Annotated in this window: 15 protein-coding genes; 7 read left to right on the plus strand and 8 right to left on the minus strand. The window is 67.8% G+C overall.

Going from position 1 to position 15,589, the window contains the following annotated elements; all coding sequences use genetic code 11:
- Nucleotides 1-61 precede the first annotated feature (61 nt).
- The 5 genes from FF090_RS13285 to FF090_RS13305 are packed head-to-tail and all read left to right on the plus strand — an operon-like array spanning nucleotide 62 to nucleotide 5,208.
- Complete coding sequence (locus FF090_RS13285; protein ID WP_175423659.1) at nucleotides 62-1,228, plus strand: efflux RND transporter periplasmic adaptor subunit; 1,167 nt, start codon at nucleotides 62-64, stop codon at nucleotides 1,226-1,228.
- A gap of 8 nt (nucleotides 1,229-1,236) precedes the next feature.
- On the plus strand, nucleotides 1,237-1,947 hold the full coding sequence (locus FF090_RS13290; RefSeq protein ID WP_217502986.1) for an ABC transporter ATP-binding protein: 711 nt from the start codon (nucleotides 1,237-1,239) through the stop codon (nucleotides 1,945-1,947).
- The gene (locus tag FF090_RS13295; RefSeq protein WP_175423660.1) at nucleotides 1,944-3,185 is read left to right on the plus strand and encodes an ABC transporter permease; all 1,242 of its coding nucleotides are present in this window, start codon (nucleotides 1,944-1,946) and stop codon (nucleotides 3,183-3,185) included. The genes FF090_RS13290 and FF090_RS13295 overlap by 4 nt, the downstream gene beginning before the upstream one ends.
- 16 nt (nucleotides 3,186-3,201) lie before the next feature.
- The gene (locus FF090_RS13300; protein WP_138857183.1) at nucleotides 3,202-3,921 is read left to right on the plus strand and encodes a response regulator; all 720 of its coding nucleotides are present in this window, start codon (nucleotides 3,202-3,204) and stop codon (nucleotides 3,919-3,921) included.
- A gap of 3 nt (nucleotides 3,922-3,924) precedes the next feature.
- Nucleotides 3,925-5,208 carry a sensor histidine kinase gene (locus FF090_RS13305; protein WP_138857184.1) on the plus strand — a complete coding sequence of 428 codons (1,284 nt, stop codon included), beginning with the start codon at nucleotides 3,925-3,927 and terminating at the stop codon, nucleotides 5,206-5,208.
- Here the strand turns inward: FF090_RS13305 and dcd are convergent.
- Genes dcd through FF090_RS13335 form a run of 6 tightly spaced genes read right to left on the minus strand, consistent with a single transcriptional unit; the run spans nucleotide 5,205 to nucleotide 12,141 of the window.
- Nucleotides 5,205-5,771 (minus strand): dCTP deaminase, encoded by a 567-nt coding sequence (dcd, locus tag FF090_RS13310; RefSeq protein WP_138857185.1) that lies wholly within the window; start codon nucleotides 5,769-5,771, stop codon nucleotides 5,205-5,207. The two genes, FF090_RS13305 and dcd, sit on opposite strands and share 4 nt — an antisense overlap.
- Before the next feature lie 13 nt (nucleotides 5,772-5,784).
- The gene (locus FF090_RS13315; RefSeq protein WP_138857186.1) at nucleotides 5,785-6,753 is read right to left on the minus strand and encodes an NYN domain-containing protein; all 969 of its coding nucleotides are present in this window, start codon (nucleotides 6,751-6,753) and stop codon (nucleotides 5,785-5,787) included.
- Between the two features lie 45 nt (nucleotides 6,754-6,798).
- A complete protein-coding gene (locus FF090_RS13320; protein WP_138857187.1) occupies nucleotides 6,799-9,876 on the minus strand; it encodes an efflux RND transporter permease subunit in 3,078 nt (1,025 codons plus the stop codon).
- 3 nt (nucleotides 9,877-9,879) lie between these two features.
- The gene (locus FF090_RS13325) at nucleotides 9,880-10,950 is read right to left on the minus strand and encodes an efflux RND transporter periplasmic adaptor subunit (protein WP_138857188.1); all 1,071 of its coding nucleotides are present in this window, start codon (nucleotides 10,948-10,950) and stop codon (nucleotides 9,880-9,882) included.
- Nucleotides 10,947-11,423: a ribonuclease HI gene (gene rnhA / locus FF090_RS13330; protein WP_175423661.1), complete on the minus strand. Its 477-nt coding sequence runs from the start codon at nucleotides 11,421-11,423 to the stop codon at nucleotides 10,947-10,949. The genes FF090_RS13325 and rnhA overlap by 4 nt, the downstream gene beginning before the upstream one ends.
- Entirely contained in the window at nucleotides 11,416-12,141 is a 726-nt protein-coding gene (locus FF090_RS13335; protein ID WP_138857189.1) for a class I SAM-dependent methyltransferase, read from the minus strand. The genes rnhA and FF090_RS13335 overlap by 8 nt, the downstream gene beginning before the upstream one ends.
- Before the next feature lie 19 nt (nucleotides 12,142-12,160).
- On the opposite strand from FF090_RS13335, the gene gloB reads away from it, so the two are divergent.
- Together gloB and FF090_RS13345 are read left to right on the plus strand one after the other, a co-directional pair.
- Nucleotides 12,161-12,922 carry a hydroxyacylglutathione hydrolase gene (gloB, locus tag FF090_RS13340; protein WP_175423757.1) on the plus strand — a complete coding sequence of 254 codons (762 nt, stop codon included), beginning with the start codon at nucleotides 12,161-12,163 and terminating at the stop codon, nucleotides 12,920-12,922.
- Nucleotides 12,923-12,935: 13 nt separating this feature from the next.
- A complete protein-coding gene (locus tag FF090_RS13345; RefSeq protein WP_138857190.1) occupies nucleotides 12,936-14,498 on the plus strand; it encodes a transglycosylase SLT domain-containing protein in 1,563 nt (520 codons plus the stop codon).
- A 22-nt stretch (nucleotides 14,499-14,520) separates the two neighbouring features.
- Here the strand turns inward: FF090_RS13345 and FF090_RS13350 are convergent, their stop codons facing one another.
- The gene (locus FF090_RS13350) at nucleotides 14,521-14,913 is read right to left on the minus strand and encodes an MAPEG family protein (protein WP_138857191.1); all 393 of its coding nucleotides are present in this window, start codon (nucleotides 14,911-14,913) and stop codon (nucleotides 14,521-14,523) included.
- Between the two features lie 11 nt (nucleotides 14,914-14,924).
- The gene (gene recR, locus FF090_RS13355; protein WP_138857192.1) at nucleotides 14,925-15,506 is read right to left on the minus strand and encodes a recombination mediator RecR; all 582 of its coding nucleotides are present in this window, start codon (nucleotides 15,504-15,506) and stop codon (nucleotides 14,925-14,927) included.
- Nucleotides 15,507-15,589 lie beyond the last annotated feature (83 nt).

Genomic DNA, 15,589 nt, shown 5'->3' on the forward strand with positions numbered 1-15,589 from the left:
CTGCGGCTCGCAAGATCCGGCCATCGCTGCTCCGAGGCCCCGGGCGAACGCCCACTCCACCATGTCTGACACCCTTACGCTCACCGCTGGATCGCCCCCCAAGCTCAGGCGCTTGCTGACTTGGCTGCTGCTCGCCCTGCTGCTGGCCCTTGGGCTGTCACTCGGTTTGGCCTGGCGCCAGAAGGCAGCCCAAGCGGGCGCCGCGCAGTCCTACCCGACCCTGAAGGCCGACCGCGGCCTGGTGCAGCGCAGCCTCCACGCCACCGGCACCGTCAAGCCGCTCAGCGAGGTGCAGATCGGCTCGGCCATCTCGGGCACGGTGGCGCGGGTGCTGGTGGATCACAACGACGCGGTGCAGGCCGGCGCCTTGCTGGCCCAGCTGGACACGCGCTCGCTGGACGCCGATGTGGCCGCCGCCACAGCCGCGTTGGCGGTGGCGCAGAGCAATCGGGGACTGGCCGAGCAGCGCCTGCGCCGCGCCAGCGAGCTGCATGCGCAAGGCTTCTACGCACAGGCCGAGCTGGACGATGCGCGCTCCGCGCTCACCGCCGCCGGCGCCCAGGCCGAGCAGGCCCAGGCCCAGCTGCAACGCAGCCGGGTCCAGCGCGCCCATGCCGAGATCCGCGCCCCGGCCGCCGGCGTGGTGGTGGCGCGCGAGGTCACACCGGGCCAGACCGTGGCCGCCACGCTCAACAGCCCAGTGCTGTTTCGGATCGCCGAGGACTTGCGCGAGCTGCGCATCGAGGCCGCCGTCTCCGAGGCCGACATCGCCCAACTGCGCGAGGGCCAGAACGTGCGCTTCACCGTGGACGCCCAGGCCGGGCGCGAGTTCGAGGGTCGCATCACGCAGATCCGCAACAACTACAGCGTGCAGCAGAACGTGGTGACCTATACCGTGCTGGTGGCGGCGCGCAACGAAGACTTGGCACTGCGCCCCGGCATGACGGCCTATCTGAAGGTCGAGGTGGCACGCCGCGAGCAGGCTCTGCGCGTGCCCAATGCGGCGCTGCGCTACCCCGGCCCGGCGGGTCGCCAGGCGAGCCCGGTCGAGAGCCCCCAGGTATGGCGCCTCAATGCCCAGGGCCAGCCCGAGGCGGTGGCCATCCAGACCGGTTTGGCCGATACCCGCAACACCGAGGTCCTGGGCGGGCCGCTGCGTGATGGCGATGTGCTGATCGTCGGTGCGCCCCAGGCAGCGGCCGCCAAGGTCGGGCCCAAGCTCTTCTAAGGCCACCCATGAACGATCTGATGCTGCGCTGCCAGGGCCTGGGGCGAAGTTTTCAACTGGGCCCTGACACCCTACCGACGCCGGCGCTGCGCGATGTCGATCTGCAAATTCGGCGCGGTGAGCTGGTGGCCATCACCGGCGCCTCGGGCTCAGGAAAAAGCACCTTGCTGAACCTGATCGGCCTGCTCGACCGCCCGAGCCAGGGGCGACTCTGGCTGGGCGGGCAAGCGGTCGAGGGCGCCTCGGCGCAGCTGAGCGCGCGCCTGCGCAACCGCCTGATCGGCTTTGTGTTTCAGCAGTTTCATCTGCTGCCGCGCCACAGTGTGTGGCGCAATGTGGAGCTACCGCTGGTCTATGCCGAGGTATCTCCGCCCGAGCGCCGCCAGCGCGCCTTGGACCTGCTGGAGCGCCTGGGCCTGGCCGAGCACGCGCACAAACGCCCGGCCCAGCTCAGCGGCGGTCAACAGCAGCGCGTGGCCATCGCCCGCGCGCTGATCCAGTCGCCGCCCCTGGTGCTGGCCGACGAACCCACCGGCGCGCTGGACTCGGCCACCGGCCAGGCGGTGCTGCAGATGCTGCGCGAGCTCTGGCGGGCCCAAGGTTGCACGGTGCTGATCGTGACCCATGACCCCGCCATCGCCGCGCAATGCCCGCGCCGCCTGCACTTCGCCGATGGCCGCCTGGTGCGCGACGAGCACCATCAAGAAGACCTCGCATGAGACCCGGCCGACTGCAGATCGACCTACTGCGCGAGGCCCTGCGTGCGCTGAGCGCCAACCGCCTGCGCACCGGCCTGACTTTGCTGGGCCTGGTGATCGGCGTGGCCTCGGTGGTGCTGATGCTGGGCATCGGAGAGGGCTCGCGCGAGCGCGTGGCCGAAAGCATCGCCTCGCTGGGTAGCGATCAACTGATCATCAACGCCGGCGGCGGTGCAACCGGGCCACTGCGGGGCAGTGCCGGCACCCTGCCCTCGCTGAGCCTGGACGACCTGGAGGCCGTGGCCGAGTTGGCCGGGGTGCGAGCCGTGGCGCCGGTGCACAGCGTGCAGATGCGCGCGGTGGCCGGAGCGCAGAACAAGAACACCCAGCTGGTCGGCTCCAGCGTGGACTACCTGGCCGTGCAGCACTGGCCGCTGCAGGAGGGCCGCAACTTCACGGCCACGGAGGCCCGCAGCGCGGCCGGCGTGGCCCTGATCGGCGTGACCGTCTTGCGCGAGCTCTTTCCCGATCTGCCCCAGGGCGCCTCGGTGCTGGGCCAGCAGATCCGCCTGCAGCGCCAGAGCGTCGAGATCATCGGCGTGCTGGCAGCCAAAGGCCAGGGCTTTGGCGGGCAGGACCAGGACGATCTGATCCTGATGCCGGTGCACACCGTGCAGCGCCGCCTGGCCGGCAGCGCCTTCCCCGGCACCGTCGGCTTGGGGCTGGTGAGTGTGGAGGGCGCCAAACCGGCGGTCGAGGCCCAGATCCAGGCCCTGCTGCGCCAGCGCCACCGGCTCAGTGCTGGCGCAGAGGACGACTTCAGCATTCGCGACATGGCGGCGCTGAGCGCCTCGCTGGCCCTGGTGTCCCAGGTGCTGTCCCTGCTTCTGGGCGCCATCGCCCTGATCTCGCTGCTGGTGGGTGGCATCGGGGTGATGAACATCATGCTGGTGTCGGTCAGCGAGCGCACGCGGGAAATCGGCCTGCGCATGGCTCTGGGCGCCAGCTCGTCCGCCATCTGCGCGCAGTTCCTCTGGGAAGCGGCATGGCTCAGCGCTGTGGGCGCGGCCTGCGGGCTGGCGCTCGGCCTCGGTCTTGGCATGGCCCTGGAAGCCAGCGGCAGCCTGCATGTGGTGATCAAGAGCTGGAGCCTGCTCACCAGCGTCGGCGTGGCCCTGACGGTGGGCATGGGATTCGGCTGGTGGCCAGCGCAGCGTGCCGCCGCACTCTTGCCGTCGGAGGCCTTACGCAGTGCCTGACACAGAATCGCTCACCATGAATGACACCCGTCCGGCCCATCTCTACGTGGTCGAGGATGACGCGGCAATACGCGAGATGCTGAGCAGCTATCTGGAGAAGCAGGGCTTGGCTGTCACCGCCATGGCAAGCGCTGAGGAGCTGCTGCGTCGCATCGACCGCCTGCGCCCGGATCTGGTGGTGCTGGACATCAATCTGCCCGGCCTCAGCGGCCTGGACGCCTGTCAGCGCCTGCGCGCGCAAGGCGACCGGCTGCCCATCATTCTGCTGACCGCACGCTGCGACGAGATCGACCGGGTGCTCGGTCTGGAGCTGGGGGCGGATGACTACCTGGCCAAGCCCTTCTCGGCGCGCGAGCTGTTGGCGCGCATCCGTGCGGTGCTGCGCCGCAGCCAGCATGTGCCAGGCCGCACCCTGCCGGGCCAGGCGCCGGTGCAAGTCGGTAGGTTGCTGTTCGATCCGCAGCGGCGCACGCTGAGTGGGGGCGAGGGTGCGGGCGGGGCTGAGCGCCTGCTCAGCAGCTTGGAATTCGCCCTCCTGGCTGAGCTGCTGCTCAGGCCCCATGTGCCGCAGTCGCGCGAACGCCTGCTGGCCGCCACCCATCAACGCGGCGACGCCGTGTTGGAGCGCACCATTGACACCGCCATCATGCGTTTGCGCCGCCTGATCGAACCCAACCCCGCCCAACCGCGCTATCTGCAGACCGTGCGCGGTCATGGCTATATGTTTGTGCCCTGACCCATGCGAACTCTCAACTTGGGCCAGCGACTCAGCCTGGTCGTGCTGGGCATCGGCCTGTTGGCACTGGCGCTGCAGGGCCTGGCCATGTGGAGACTGCCGGCGAGCCTGCGTGACTCCGCCTTGCAGCGCAGCGCCGACCAGGTGCGCGCGCTGCAGGCCGCACTGCACCACAGCCCGGTGGCGGAGCGAGCAGGGCTGGCGCGCGGGCTGAGCCACTTCATGTTGACCCTGCGCCCGGCACCGCTGCAGGCCCCCGTGTCCCAGGGCTCGCAAGAAATGGCGCAACGCTTCGCCGCCCACCTCGGTGCCCCATTCACGGTGCGCCAGACGATGGGGCCTGACGGGCGAACGCAGCTGGTGGTGCGCCTGCCACTGCAGCAGGAAGCCTGGGAGGCGGTGCTCTATCCCGATCCGCCGCTGCGCCCACTGGCCGCCGGCCTGATCACGAGCCTGTTGGTGCTGGGCGCCATGGCCCTGACGGCCCAACTGTTTGCGGTGCGCTGGGTCACACGCCCCCTGTTGCAGTTGGGGGCGCACTTGAGCCAGCCACGCAGCGGGTCCGGCCTGGCCACCCCTCTGCCGCTGCCCGCCAACGCCACCCAGGAGCTGCGCACCTGGATCGAGAAGTTCAATCGCCTGCAGACCGATCTGCAGGCCGAGCAGCGTGAGCGCCAGCAACTGCTGGCCGGGCTCTCCCACGATCTGCGCACCCCACTGGCCCGCCTGGGTCTGCGCGTCGAGACCGAACTGGAGGGGCCTACGGCCCGCGCCCTGCAAGCCGACCTGGCCCTGCTGGGTCGCATCGTGGACCAGTTTCTGGCCTATGTGCAGGGCGAGATCGAGCCGCGCTTGGGCGAACCCGCGCCGGTGGCCCAACTGCTGCGCCGCTTAGCCGACGCCTATGCCGAACAGGGTGTGCGCCTACAGCCCACGGAGTTACCCACCGACCCCGCCCTTCCGGCCCTGGCCCTGGAGCGACTGCTGGGCAATTTGATCGACAACGCCTTGAACCATGGCCGCGCCCCGGTGGAGTTGGGGCTGACGCGGCGTGCGAACCAGTGGGAACTGAGCGTGAGCGATGCCGGCGTCGGCATGGAGGTGGACCAATTCAGCCGCGCCCAGCAACCCTTTGTGCGGCTGCAGGAAACCCGCAGCGAGCTCGGCCACTGCGGCCTGGGCCTGTCCATCGCCACCCAGATGGCGCGCCACCTGGGCGCCACCCTGAGCTGTCAGCCCAAGCGACCGGGGCAGCGCTTTGCGGTGCGCTTGAGCTGGCCGAGTTAAGTCTTGGGCAGGGTCACACCCTGCTGCCCCTGGTACTTGCCACCGCGGTCCCGGTAGCTGGTCTCGCAGACCTCATCGCTTTCGAAGAACAGCACCTGGGCGCAGCCCTCGCCCGCGTAGATCTTGGCCGGCAGCGGGGTGGTGTTGCTGAACTCCAGCGTCACATGGCCCTCCCATTCGGGCTCGAAGGGCGTGACGTTGACGATGATGCCGCAGCGGGCATAGGTGCTTTTTCCCAAGCAGATGGTCAGCACATTGCGCGGGATGCGGAAGTACTCGACGGTGCGTGCCAGGGCAAAGCTGTTGGGCGGGATGATGCAGACGTCGGACTCGATATTGACGAAGCTTTTCTCGTCGAAGTTCTTCGGGTCCACCACGGTGCTGTGCACATTGGTGAAGACCTTGAACTCGGGCGCGCAGCGGATGTCGTAGCCATAGCTGCTGGTGCCGTAGCTGACGATGCGCCGGCCATTGACTTCGCGCACCTGGCCCGGTTCGAAAGGTTCGATCATGCCGTGCTGCTCGGCCATGCGGCGGATCCAGCGGTCACTCTTGATGCTCATGGGGTCTCCGAGGTCAGATCGATTCGAGGGCTCCGGCCGCATCGGCCGGGCTGGGCTCCAGGCTCACGCTGCGCGCACAGGCGCCGCGCTCATTGGTGCCAAAAACAAAGCGCACGCGGCTGCCCACGCTCAGCTCGGGCAGGGTCACGCCCTGCAACTCCGAGACGTGGAAGAACAGCGAACTGCCCTCTTGCTCGTCGGGCTTGATGAAGCCAAAGCCCTTGTCCAGGGCCAGGTGGGCCACGCTGCCAGCCGCCATCTGGCCGGGCTCGCCCTCGGCAATATTGCGCTCGGGCGCCACGGCCTGCGCTGCCACCGCCCCAGCCTGCGGCAATGACTGCGTCAGGAACAGGTTGTTGACGAAGGGGTCGCTGCGGCGCTCGCGGGCATCGATCACCGCATCCATCATCACCGCGTAGTTGGCACGCTCGATCAGGGCCGAGGACACACGGGTGCGCTGCATGCGGCCCTTGTACTCAAAGCTGAAATCCCAACCCAGCAGCATCACCTTGGTGCCCAAGGTGTTGAGCTTGCGCACCAGGGGCACGAAGTCGCCATCGCCGCTGATCAGCACGATGAGGTCGTACTTCTTGAGGCTGGCCATTTCATAGGCCTCCAGCGCCAGCCAGACGTCGATGGACTTTTCTTCAAAGGTGCCATCGGGCCGCGTGAACACATGCTGCTGGAACATGGTGACGTCGGCACGCATCAGCACGTCTTCCAGCATGCGGTCGCTGTAGAGCGTGTTCTGGTCCTGGGCCTGCTGGGCCGTCAGGCGACCGCGGAAATAACTGGCGTCGACGATCTGGCACTGGCGTGCGTCCAGGCCCTCGACCCGCGCCACTTCGGCGGTGATGAACTCGTGCAGGCCCTTGATGGAGAGGCGCGCCCGGCGCTCATGCTGGAACAGGTAGTAGTCGGAAACCTTCTTGAAGTAGCTGCCGTCATAGAAGACGGCGATGCGGCAAACCTGGTTTTGCATTGGCAATGGATATTGAAAAAGCGGTGAAAAGCGAGATCCCTGGTATCAATTCGATGATTTTTCGATCATTGTCGCGGCAGCTTCCGTCTTGGGCCCCGGCACGCGCTGACGCGCCAGCAGGGTGATCAGGGTCGGCACCACGAACAAGGTCAGCAGCGTCCCCAGGCTCATGCCGCCCACGATCACCCAGCCGATGGGCTGGCGGCTCTCGGCGCCGGCGCCCGTGGCCAGCGCCAAGGGCAAAGCCCCCAGCACCATGGCGCCGGTGGTCATCAAGATGGGGCGCAGGCGCTGCGTGGCGGCCTGCACCACCGCCTCCCGCAGGCCCAGGCCCTGGCGGCGCAGCTGGTTGCAGAACTCGTTGATCAAGATGCCGTGCTTGGTGATCAAGCCCACGAGGGTGATCAGGCCGATCTGCGAGAACACATTGAGCGTGCCGCCACTGAGCTTCAAAGCCAAGAGCGCACCCACCAGCGAAAGCGGCACCGCCATCAGGATGATGAAGGGATCAATGAAGCTTTCGAACTGCGCGGCCAGCACCAGGAAGATGAACAACAAGGCCAGCGCAAACACGGTGTTCAGCGCACCGCTGCTCTGCTTGAACTCGCGGCTCACGCCGGTGAGCTCGGTGGTGTAGCCCGCCGGCAGCTTGGCCTTGGCGATGCGGTCCATTTCGGCAATGGCGGTGCCCAGCGCAAAGCCGGGCGCCAGATTGGCGCTGATGGTGACGGCGCGGCGCTGGTTGAAGTGGTTGAGCTCGCGCGGGCTCACCGTTTCCTTGATCTTCACCAGGCTGCTGAGCGGCACCATGGTGTCGCCCCGGCCGCGCACAAAGAGGTGTTGCACCTGCTCCGGCGTGGCACGCGCGCTAGCGTCCAACTGCACCATCACGTCGTACTGCTCGGCATCGCGCTTGTAGCGGGTGACATTGCGGCTGCCCAGCAGGGTTTCGACCGCACGCGCCACCTGGTCCACCGGCACCCCAGCGTCCTGGGCGCGGTCGCGGTCCACCTCCAGCTCCAGCTCCGGCTTGTTCAGGCGCAGGTCGCTGTCGGGCTGCACAAAGCCGGGGGTCTTGGCCATCTCGGCCATCACCGCCTGGGTGTGTTTGGCGATGTTGGCGTAGCTGTCATTGGCCACGATCACATAGCCGAAGGGCCGCTCGCGAAAGCCCTGGCCCAGGCTGGGCGGGGTGATCGCAAACACATTGGCGCCCGGCAGCTGCTGCAGCTGCGGCTGCAGGCCCTGGGCGATCTCGCGGGTGTTGCGGCTGCGATCTTCCCAATCATTGGTGCGCACCAACACCGCGCCGCGCGAGACCTCGCCGCCGCCGCCGATGAAGGCAAAGGCCCGTGCCACTTCGGGCTGCTGATTGGCTAACCGAGCCACCGCATCCAGATACTTGGCCGTGTAGGCCAGGGTCGACCCATCGGGCGCCGTCACCGGCATGAAGATCACACCGCGGTCCTCCACCGGCGCCAGCTCGCTCTGCGCGGTGCTCCACAACCACCAACTACCGGCGCCGCTGGCCAGCATCACCAGCAGCACCAGCCAGCGATGGCCCAGGGCCCAACCCAGGGCGCGGCCATAGCCGTGATCCAGGGCATTGAGCGCGCGCTCCATCGCCCGCTCAAAGCGCCCGGGGTTGTGGGGCTTGAGCAAGGCGCTGCACATCATGGGCGTGAGCGTCAGCGCCACGAAACCCGAGACGATCACCGCGCCGGCCAGGGTCAGCGCGAACTCGGTGAACAGGCGACCGGTACGTCCTGGCGTGAAGGCCAGAGGCGCGAATACGGCCGCCAGCGTCAGCGTCATGGCCACCACGGCAAAGCCGATCTCACGGCTGCCCTTGATGGCGGCCTGGAAGGGGCTGAGACCCTTCTCGATGTAGCGGTGGATGTTTTCCAACACCACGATGGCGTCGTCCACCACCAGGCCGATGGCCAGCACCAGGGCCAGCAGAGTCAGGGTGTTGATGGTGAAGCCGGCCAGGCTCATCAGCGCAAAGCTGCCGATCAGACTGACCGGAATGGTGACCAGCGGGATCACCGAGGCCCGCAAGGTGCGCAGGAACACAAACACCACCAGGGCCACCAGCACCACCGCCTCGACGATGGTGCGGAACACCGAGGCCACCGACCGCTCGATGAAGACCGAGTTGTCGGCCGCAAGCTCCAGGCTCATGCCCGGGGGCAGATTGGCCTCGATCTCGGGCAAGAGCTTGCGAACGCCCGCACTCACCTCCAGCGGGTTGGCGGTGGCCTGGCGGATGATGCCCTGGCTGACCGCCGGCACGCCGTTCAGCCGCACCCGGGTGCGCTCGCTGGCCGCGGCCTCTTCAATGCGCGCCACATCGCGCAGGCGCACCGGCAGGCCGGCGCGGGTGGCCAGCACCACCTCTTCGAACTGCGCCACGCTGTTCAGATCGGTGCGGGCGGTGACGTTGAATTCGCGTTGCTCGCTCTCGATGCGGCCGGCCGGCACTTCAAGGTTCTGGCGCCGCAGCGCGTCCTCGACGTCCTGCACCGTCAGCTTGTAGGCCGCCAGGCGCTCGGGCGAGATCCACACCCGCATGGCGTAGCGGCGTTCACCACCGGTCTGCACATCGGCCACGCCAGCCACGGTCTGCAGGCGCGGGCGCACCACCCGGGTCACGAAGTCGGTGACCGCCATCGGGTTCATCACCTCGGACTTGAAGGTGATCCACATCATCGGGTTGGCATCGGCCTCGACCTTGCCGACCTCGGGCTCATCCACCGAATTGGGCAGGCGGCCGCGCGCCTTGGCCACGCGGTCGCGCACCTCGGCCGCCGCGTCATCGGGGTTGCGATTCAGGCCAAAGCGCGCGGTGATGAAACTGCGCTCGCTGCGCGAGATCGAGGTCAGCACCTCGATGCCTTCGATGCCCGCGATGGAGTCCTCCAGCGGCTTGGTGACCTGGCTCTCCACCACCTCGGAGCTGGCGCCGGCCAGCCGGGTGCTCACCGTCACCAGGGGCTCGTCGATGCGCGGGTACTCGCGCAGCGACAGTTGCTTGAAGGACACCGCGCCAATCAACAGGATCAGCAGCGACATCACGATGGCCAGCACAGGCCGACGGATCGAAACTTCGGCGATCTGCATCGCTCAGCCCTTCTTGGCCGCCGGCTTGCCCACGCCAACCTGCTCGATGTCCACGCCCTGCACCGCTGCCTTGTCGCCCTTGATGCGCCCTTGGCCGCCCACCACCACTTGGTCGCCTGCCGCCACGCCGTCCAAGAGCTCGACCCAACCCGGTTTGCGCGCACCCGCTTTCACCGCGAGCTTCTCCGCCTGGCCTTGGCGCACCCGGTAGACGAACACCTTGCCACCCTGGGGCACCAAGGCTTCTTCGGGGACCCACAGGGCCTGGTCACGCTGACTCAGCGCCAGACTCACCCGCACGAACAAGCCCGAGCGCAGTCCCGGCGGCAGTTGCAACAGGCGCGCACGCACCAAGAGCGAACGGCCATTGGCATCCGCCTGCGCATCCAGCGCCTGCACCTGGGCCGGCACGGTCTGCCCGGCCAGCGCATCCACCGCCACCTGCAAGGCCTGCCCCACCTTCACGCGGCCGGCCAGATGCTCGGGCACGCGGAAGTCGGCCCACAGCTGGCCGCCGTCCTCCAAAGTGACGAGGTCAGCGCCCTCTTTCACATAGTCGCCCAGGCTGACCTGGCGGATGCCCAGCACCCCGGCAAAAGGCGCGCGCACCTGCAAGCGCTGCAACTGCGCCTGCGCCAGCGCGGCCTGCGCCTGCGCCACCTTGAGCGCACTCTCGGCCTGTTCCACCGCGCTCTCGCTGACAAACCCTTGAGCCTGCAGCTCACGCGCACGCTTCAGGTTGGAGGCGGCCGTATCCTGCTGCGCACGAGCTTGGCTCAGTTGCGCCTGCTGCACCGCGTCGTCCAGCTGCACCAGCAAAGCCCCGCGTGCCACGCGCTGGCCATCGTTGACCGGCAAACGCACGATCCGTCCGGCCACCTCGGGCCGCAGCATCGTGGTCTGGGCCGCGCGCAGGCTGCCCACCGCCTGCAGCGTCTCTTGAGCTGCCTCTTGTTTCACCGGCCCCAGTTCCACCACGGCCGGCTTCTGGGTGCCCTTGTCCTGGGCCAGAGCGGTCGGGCTGTTCGCCAGCATCCATAGGGCCAGCCCGGCCCAGGCAAAAACGTTTTTCATGCTGCGGTCTTTCCCTTCAATGCCATCTCCACGCCCTGGTTGGCCAGGGCATCGGCGCGCTCATTGCCTTCGTGACCGGCATGGCCTTTGACCCAATGCCAATCAATCTGATGCAGGGCCGCCAGGGCGGCCAGGCGTTGCCACAGTTCCTGGTTCTTCACCGGCTGCCCGGCCGAGGTCTTCCAACCGCGCTTGACCCAGCCTGGCATCCACTCGGTCATGCCCTTGAGCACGTACTCGCTGTCGGTGTAGAGCTGGATGTGGCAGCTGCGCTTGAGCGAGGCCAGGCCTTCGATGACGGCCGTCATTTCCATCTGGTTGTTGGTGGTGGAACGCTGGCCGCCGCACAGTTCCTTCTGGTGCTCGCCGGCAATCATCCACACCCCCCAGCCGCCAGGGCCCGGGTTGCCCTTGCAGGCGCCATCGGTATAGAGGGTGACGGCGGGCTTTTTGATCTTCAGGGCTTCAGTCATAGCGATGGGTTCGGGACGGCAAGGCCACCGCGGGAGCGGCGCGTCGTCGTCCATTGGACTTAGCAAGGCCCACCAGACGCATGCCATGCACGCGCTTGACGGCCTCGATGAAATAAACGGCGCCGAATACCGGCCACCAGGTGGGGCCACGGCGATCCATGAAGGCCCAGTGCGGCAGCCAAGCCTCGCGATTGAGCGGCGGACGGTAGCAGCCAAAGCGCGCCTGGGGCACATCAAAGCTCAACAAGCGCAACCAGTCGCGCAGCCGCCAGTAGCCGATGAACTCGCCCCGGCTGGGCAGACAGGGCGCCACGCGCTGGCGCAGACCCCACAGACTGGCCGGGTTGAGGCCCAGGATCAGCAGTCGCCCTTCCGGCCGCAACACCCGGGCGGCCTCGCGCAGGCGATGGTGGGGGTCGGCAGCGAATTCCAGGGTGTGCGGCAGCAGCACCAAGTCCAGAGTGCCGGACTCGAAAGGCAGCTCGTCAAAGCTGCATTGCAGCTGGGCGCGCCCCGCCTCCTCGGCCAGCCAACGCTGGGGCATGCGGTTGGCGCGCAGGCCATCCAGTTGCGGCCAGCCCAGTTGCAGGGCATGAAAACCAAACAAATCGGCCACCGCCTGGTCCAAGCACTGCTGCTCCCAATCGAGCAGGTAGCGCCCCAGAGGAGACTGCAGCCAAGTGGCGATCTCTAGAATGCCTTCCTTCTGATCGCTCATCGAACCGCCGTCACCCGTGCTGTCCTTGCTTCCCGTGCCCGCCTTTGCGGACAACTACATCTGGTTGTTGCACGACGGCCGGCAGGCCCTCGCGGTCGACCCCGGCGAGGCAGCCCCCTTGCGCAACGCCTTGCAAGCCCTGGGCCTGCAACTGGCGGCGATTCTAGTGACGCACCACCATGCCGATCATGTTGGGGGGATTTCGGAACTGGGCTTTGCAGGCCCGGTGTACGGCCCGGCCGGCGAGTCCATCGCCGAAGTGACCCATCCCCTGCAGCAGGGCGACCGCCTGCAGCTGCTCGGACAGACCCTCGAAGTGCTGGAGGTGCCTGGCCACACCGCCGGTCACATCGCTTACTTTGTGGGCGGGAACGAGCCCATCCTGTTCTGCGGCGACACCCTGTTTGGCGCCGGTTGCGGCCGGCTGTTCGAAGGCAGCCCGGCGCAGATGCTGCACTCCCTGGATCAACTCGCCGCCCTGCCCGATGCCACGCGGGTGTGCTGTGCGCATGAGTACACGCTCTCCAATCTGCGCTTTGCCCAGGCCATCGAGCCGGACAACCCGGCCTTGCAGGCGCGCCAGCGCCAGGACGAAGCCCGCCGTGCCGCTGGCCAGCCCACCCTGCCCAGCCGCATGGACCTGGAGCGTGCCACCAACCCCTTTCTGCGCAGTCGCGAGCCCGGCGTGATCCAGGCCGCTGCGCGCGCCCCCCAGCCCGCCGCCGACACCAGCCCACTGGCGGTGTTCACCGCGCTGCGGGCCTGGAAAAACCAGTTTTGACCAAGGATTTGCGATGAGTTTTGCGCGCCTCTCCGTCTTGAGCGCCGCCCTGCTGCTGAGCGCCTGCGCCCATCAGACGCCGGCTCCGGTTCAGGTGGTCGGCGCCACCCCGCCGCCGCCCGTGGCCCCTCAGCCCACCGAACAACCCGCGCAACCCGCCGGCCCGGTGCTGGACGGCGACCACGCCAGCGCCCGCGCCCAGGACGATCTGAACCCCGATCAGCCGGCCGTGGATTTCCAGTCCCCCGAAGCCCAGGCGGACCTGTGGCAGCGCATCCGCAGCCGCATGCAACTGGCCGATCTGAGTGGTGAGCGCGTGCAGAAGTGGGAGAACTTCTACGCCCGCCGCCCCGACTACGTGGGCCGCATGACCGAGCGCGGCGGCCGCTATCTGTTCCACATCGTCCAGGAAGTGGAAAAGCGCGGCCTTCCGATGGAGCTGGCCCTGCTGCCCTTCATCGAGTCGGCCTTCAACCCGGTGTCGCAGAGCCACGCCAAGGCCGTGGGCATGTGGCAGTTCATGAGTGCCACCGGCAAGGACTTCGACCTCAAGCAGAACCTGTTCCGCGATGACCGCCGCGATGTGCTGGCCAGCACCCGCGCCGCGCTGGACTACCTGGCCCAGCTGGGCCGCCGTTACCAAGGCGACTGGCAACTCGCCCTGGCCGCCTACAACTGGGGCATGGGCAATGTGGACCGCGCACTCAAACGCCTGGACGCCCAGGGCCAGCCGCGCAGCTATGCCCTGCTGCGCATGCCCACCGAGACCGCCGACTACGTGCCCAAGCTGCAGGCCGTGAAGAACTTGGTGCTGCGGCCGCAGGACTTTGGCGTCGAGCTTCCCGCCCTGGCCAACCATCCCTATTTCCTCTCGGTGCAGATCGATGGCGACATCGATGTGGAGCTGGCCGCGCGCCTGGCGGACTTGAGCGTCGAGCGCTTCCGCCAGTTCAACCCGCAGATGAACAAGCCGGTCATCCTGGCCGCCGCCACGCCCCAGCTGCTGCTGCCCTATGACAACGCGGCCCTGTTCGTGGCCGCGCTGGAAGCCCATCGCGGACCCAAGGCCAGCTGGACCGCGCTGCAACTGCCCAAGACCATGAAGCCCGCCGAGGCGGCCAAGTGGGCCGGCATGAGCGAGGCCGATCTGCGCGAGGTCAATCGCATCCCGGCGCGCATGAACATCAAGGCCGGCTCCACCCTCTTGGTGCCGCGCACGGCCAAGCGCGATCACGATGTCTCCGAGCACCTGGCCGACACCGCCGCACTCAGCCTGGCCCCCGACGCCCCAGCCCGCCGTGCCGTCAAACTCACGGTGCGCAAGGGCGACACCCTGGCCTCGCTGAGCCGCCGCCATGGTCTCAAGCCCGCGCAACTGGCCGATTGGAATCAGCTCTCCTTGAGTGCCCGGCTCAAGCCCGGCACCCAGCTGACCGCCTATGTGGCACCGGCCAAGAAGGCCAACGGCACGCGCCTGGCGAAGGCCGGCAAGACGGTCAAGGGCAGCAAGGCCAAGCCCGTCAAACTGGCGCAGGCCAGCAAGGGCAGCCCGAAGCGCGCAAAAACGAAGGGCTGATCAGGCCTGGGCCCGGCGAAGTTCAGACAAAGAACAGCGCCACCGACAGACCCACGCCCAGGCTCCAGACCGCACTGCGCGCGTAGTGGCGATCGGCCACATAGCAGCCGATGTAGACCAAGCGGGTGGCGACAAACCCCAGCGCCAGCAGGTCCACCGTGGACTGCGTGGCTTGCGACTGCTGGGCAATCAAAACCCCGGCGATGAAGAGCGGCAAGGCCTCAAAGCTGTTGGCCTGCGCCGCATTGGCGCGCGCCGCACGGCCCGTCTGCGCCGCCAGCCAAGCGCGCGGATCGCGGTTGTTGTAGCCCCCATCGCGCGTGCGCTTGCCCCAGCCACTGGACTTGGCCAGGCCGGCGCAAACGATGGGCAGCGCGCAGGCCGCAAGGATGCAAAGGTTGGCGATCGTGGTCATGCGAAGCTCCATCAGCGGCGATCCGCGAGCGCATGCGCCAGCGTGCCGAGGTCGACAAATTCAAGTTCACTGCCCACCGGCACGCCGCGTGCCAGCCGGGTGACAGACAGGCCGCGTGCCTTCAAGGCCTCGCCCAGCACATAGGCGGTGGCCTCGCCCTCGGCGGTGAAGCTGGTGGCCAGGATCACCTCGCGCACGCGGCTGTTCGCCGCACGCGCCAGCAGGGCCTCGGCCCCAATTTCTCTGGGACCACGCCCGTCAATGGGACTGACGCGCCCACCGAGCACGAAGTAGTAGCCGCGATAGCTGCCACTGCGCTCCAGCACGGCTTGATCGGCGGGTGTTTCGACCACGGCCAAGAGGCTGGCGTCGCGACTGGCATCGCTGCACACCGAACAGATGGGCGCCTCGGCAAAGCCCTGGCACTGGCTGCAAGTCTGCACGGCAGCCAGAGCGGCCGTCAGGCCGGCAGCCAACTGCTGCGCACCGGCGCGGTCGTGCTGCAGCAGGTGGTAGGCCATGCGCTGCGCGCTCTTTTGCCCGACGCCGGGGAGGCGGCGGAGGGCGTCAATCAGGTGTTCTAGCGCAGCCATTGCGGGTTCTTCTGGTGAGAGCCCGTGGGGTCTTCAACCCCACACCCCGACCCCTTTCTCTTTGCTTCGCCAAAGAGAAATGG

This window comes from Inhella inkyongensis (genome assembly GCF_005952805.1).
GTDB lineage: Bacteria > Pseudomonadota > Gammaproteobacteria > Burkholderiales > Burkholderiaceae_C > Inhella > Inhella inkyongensis.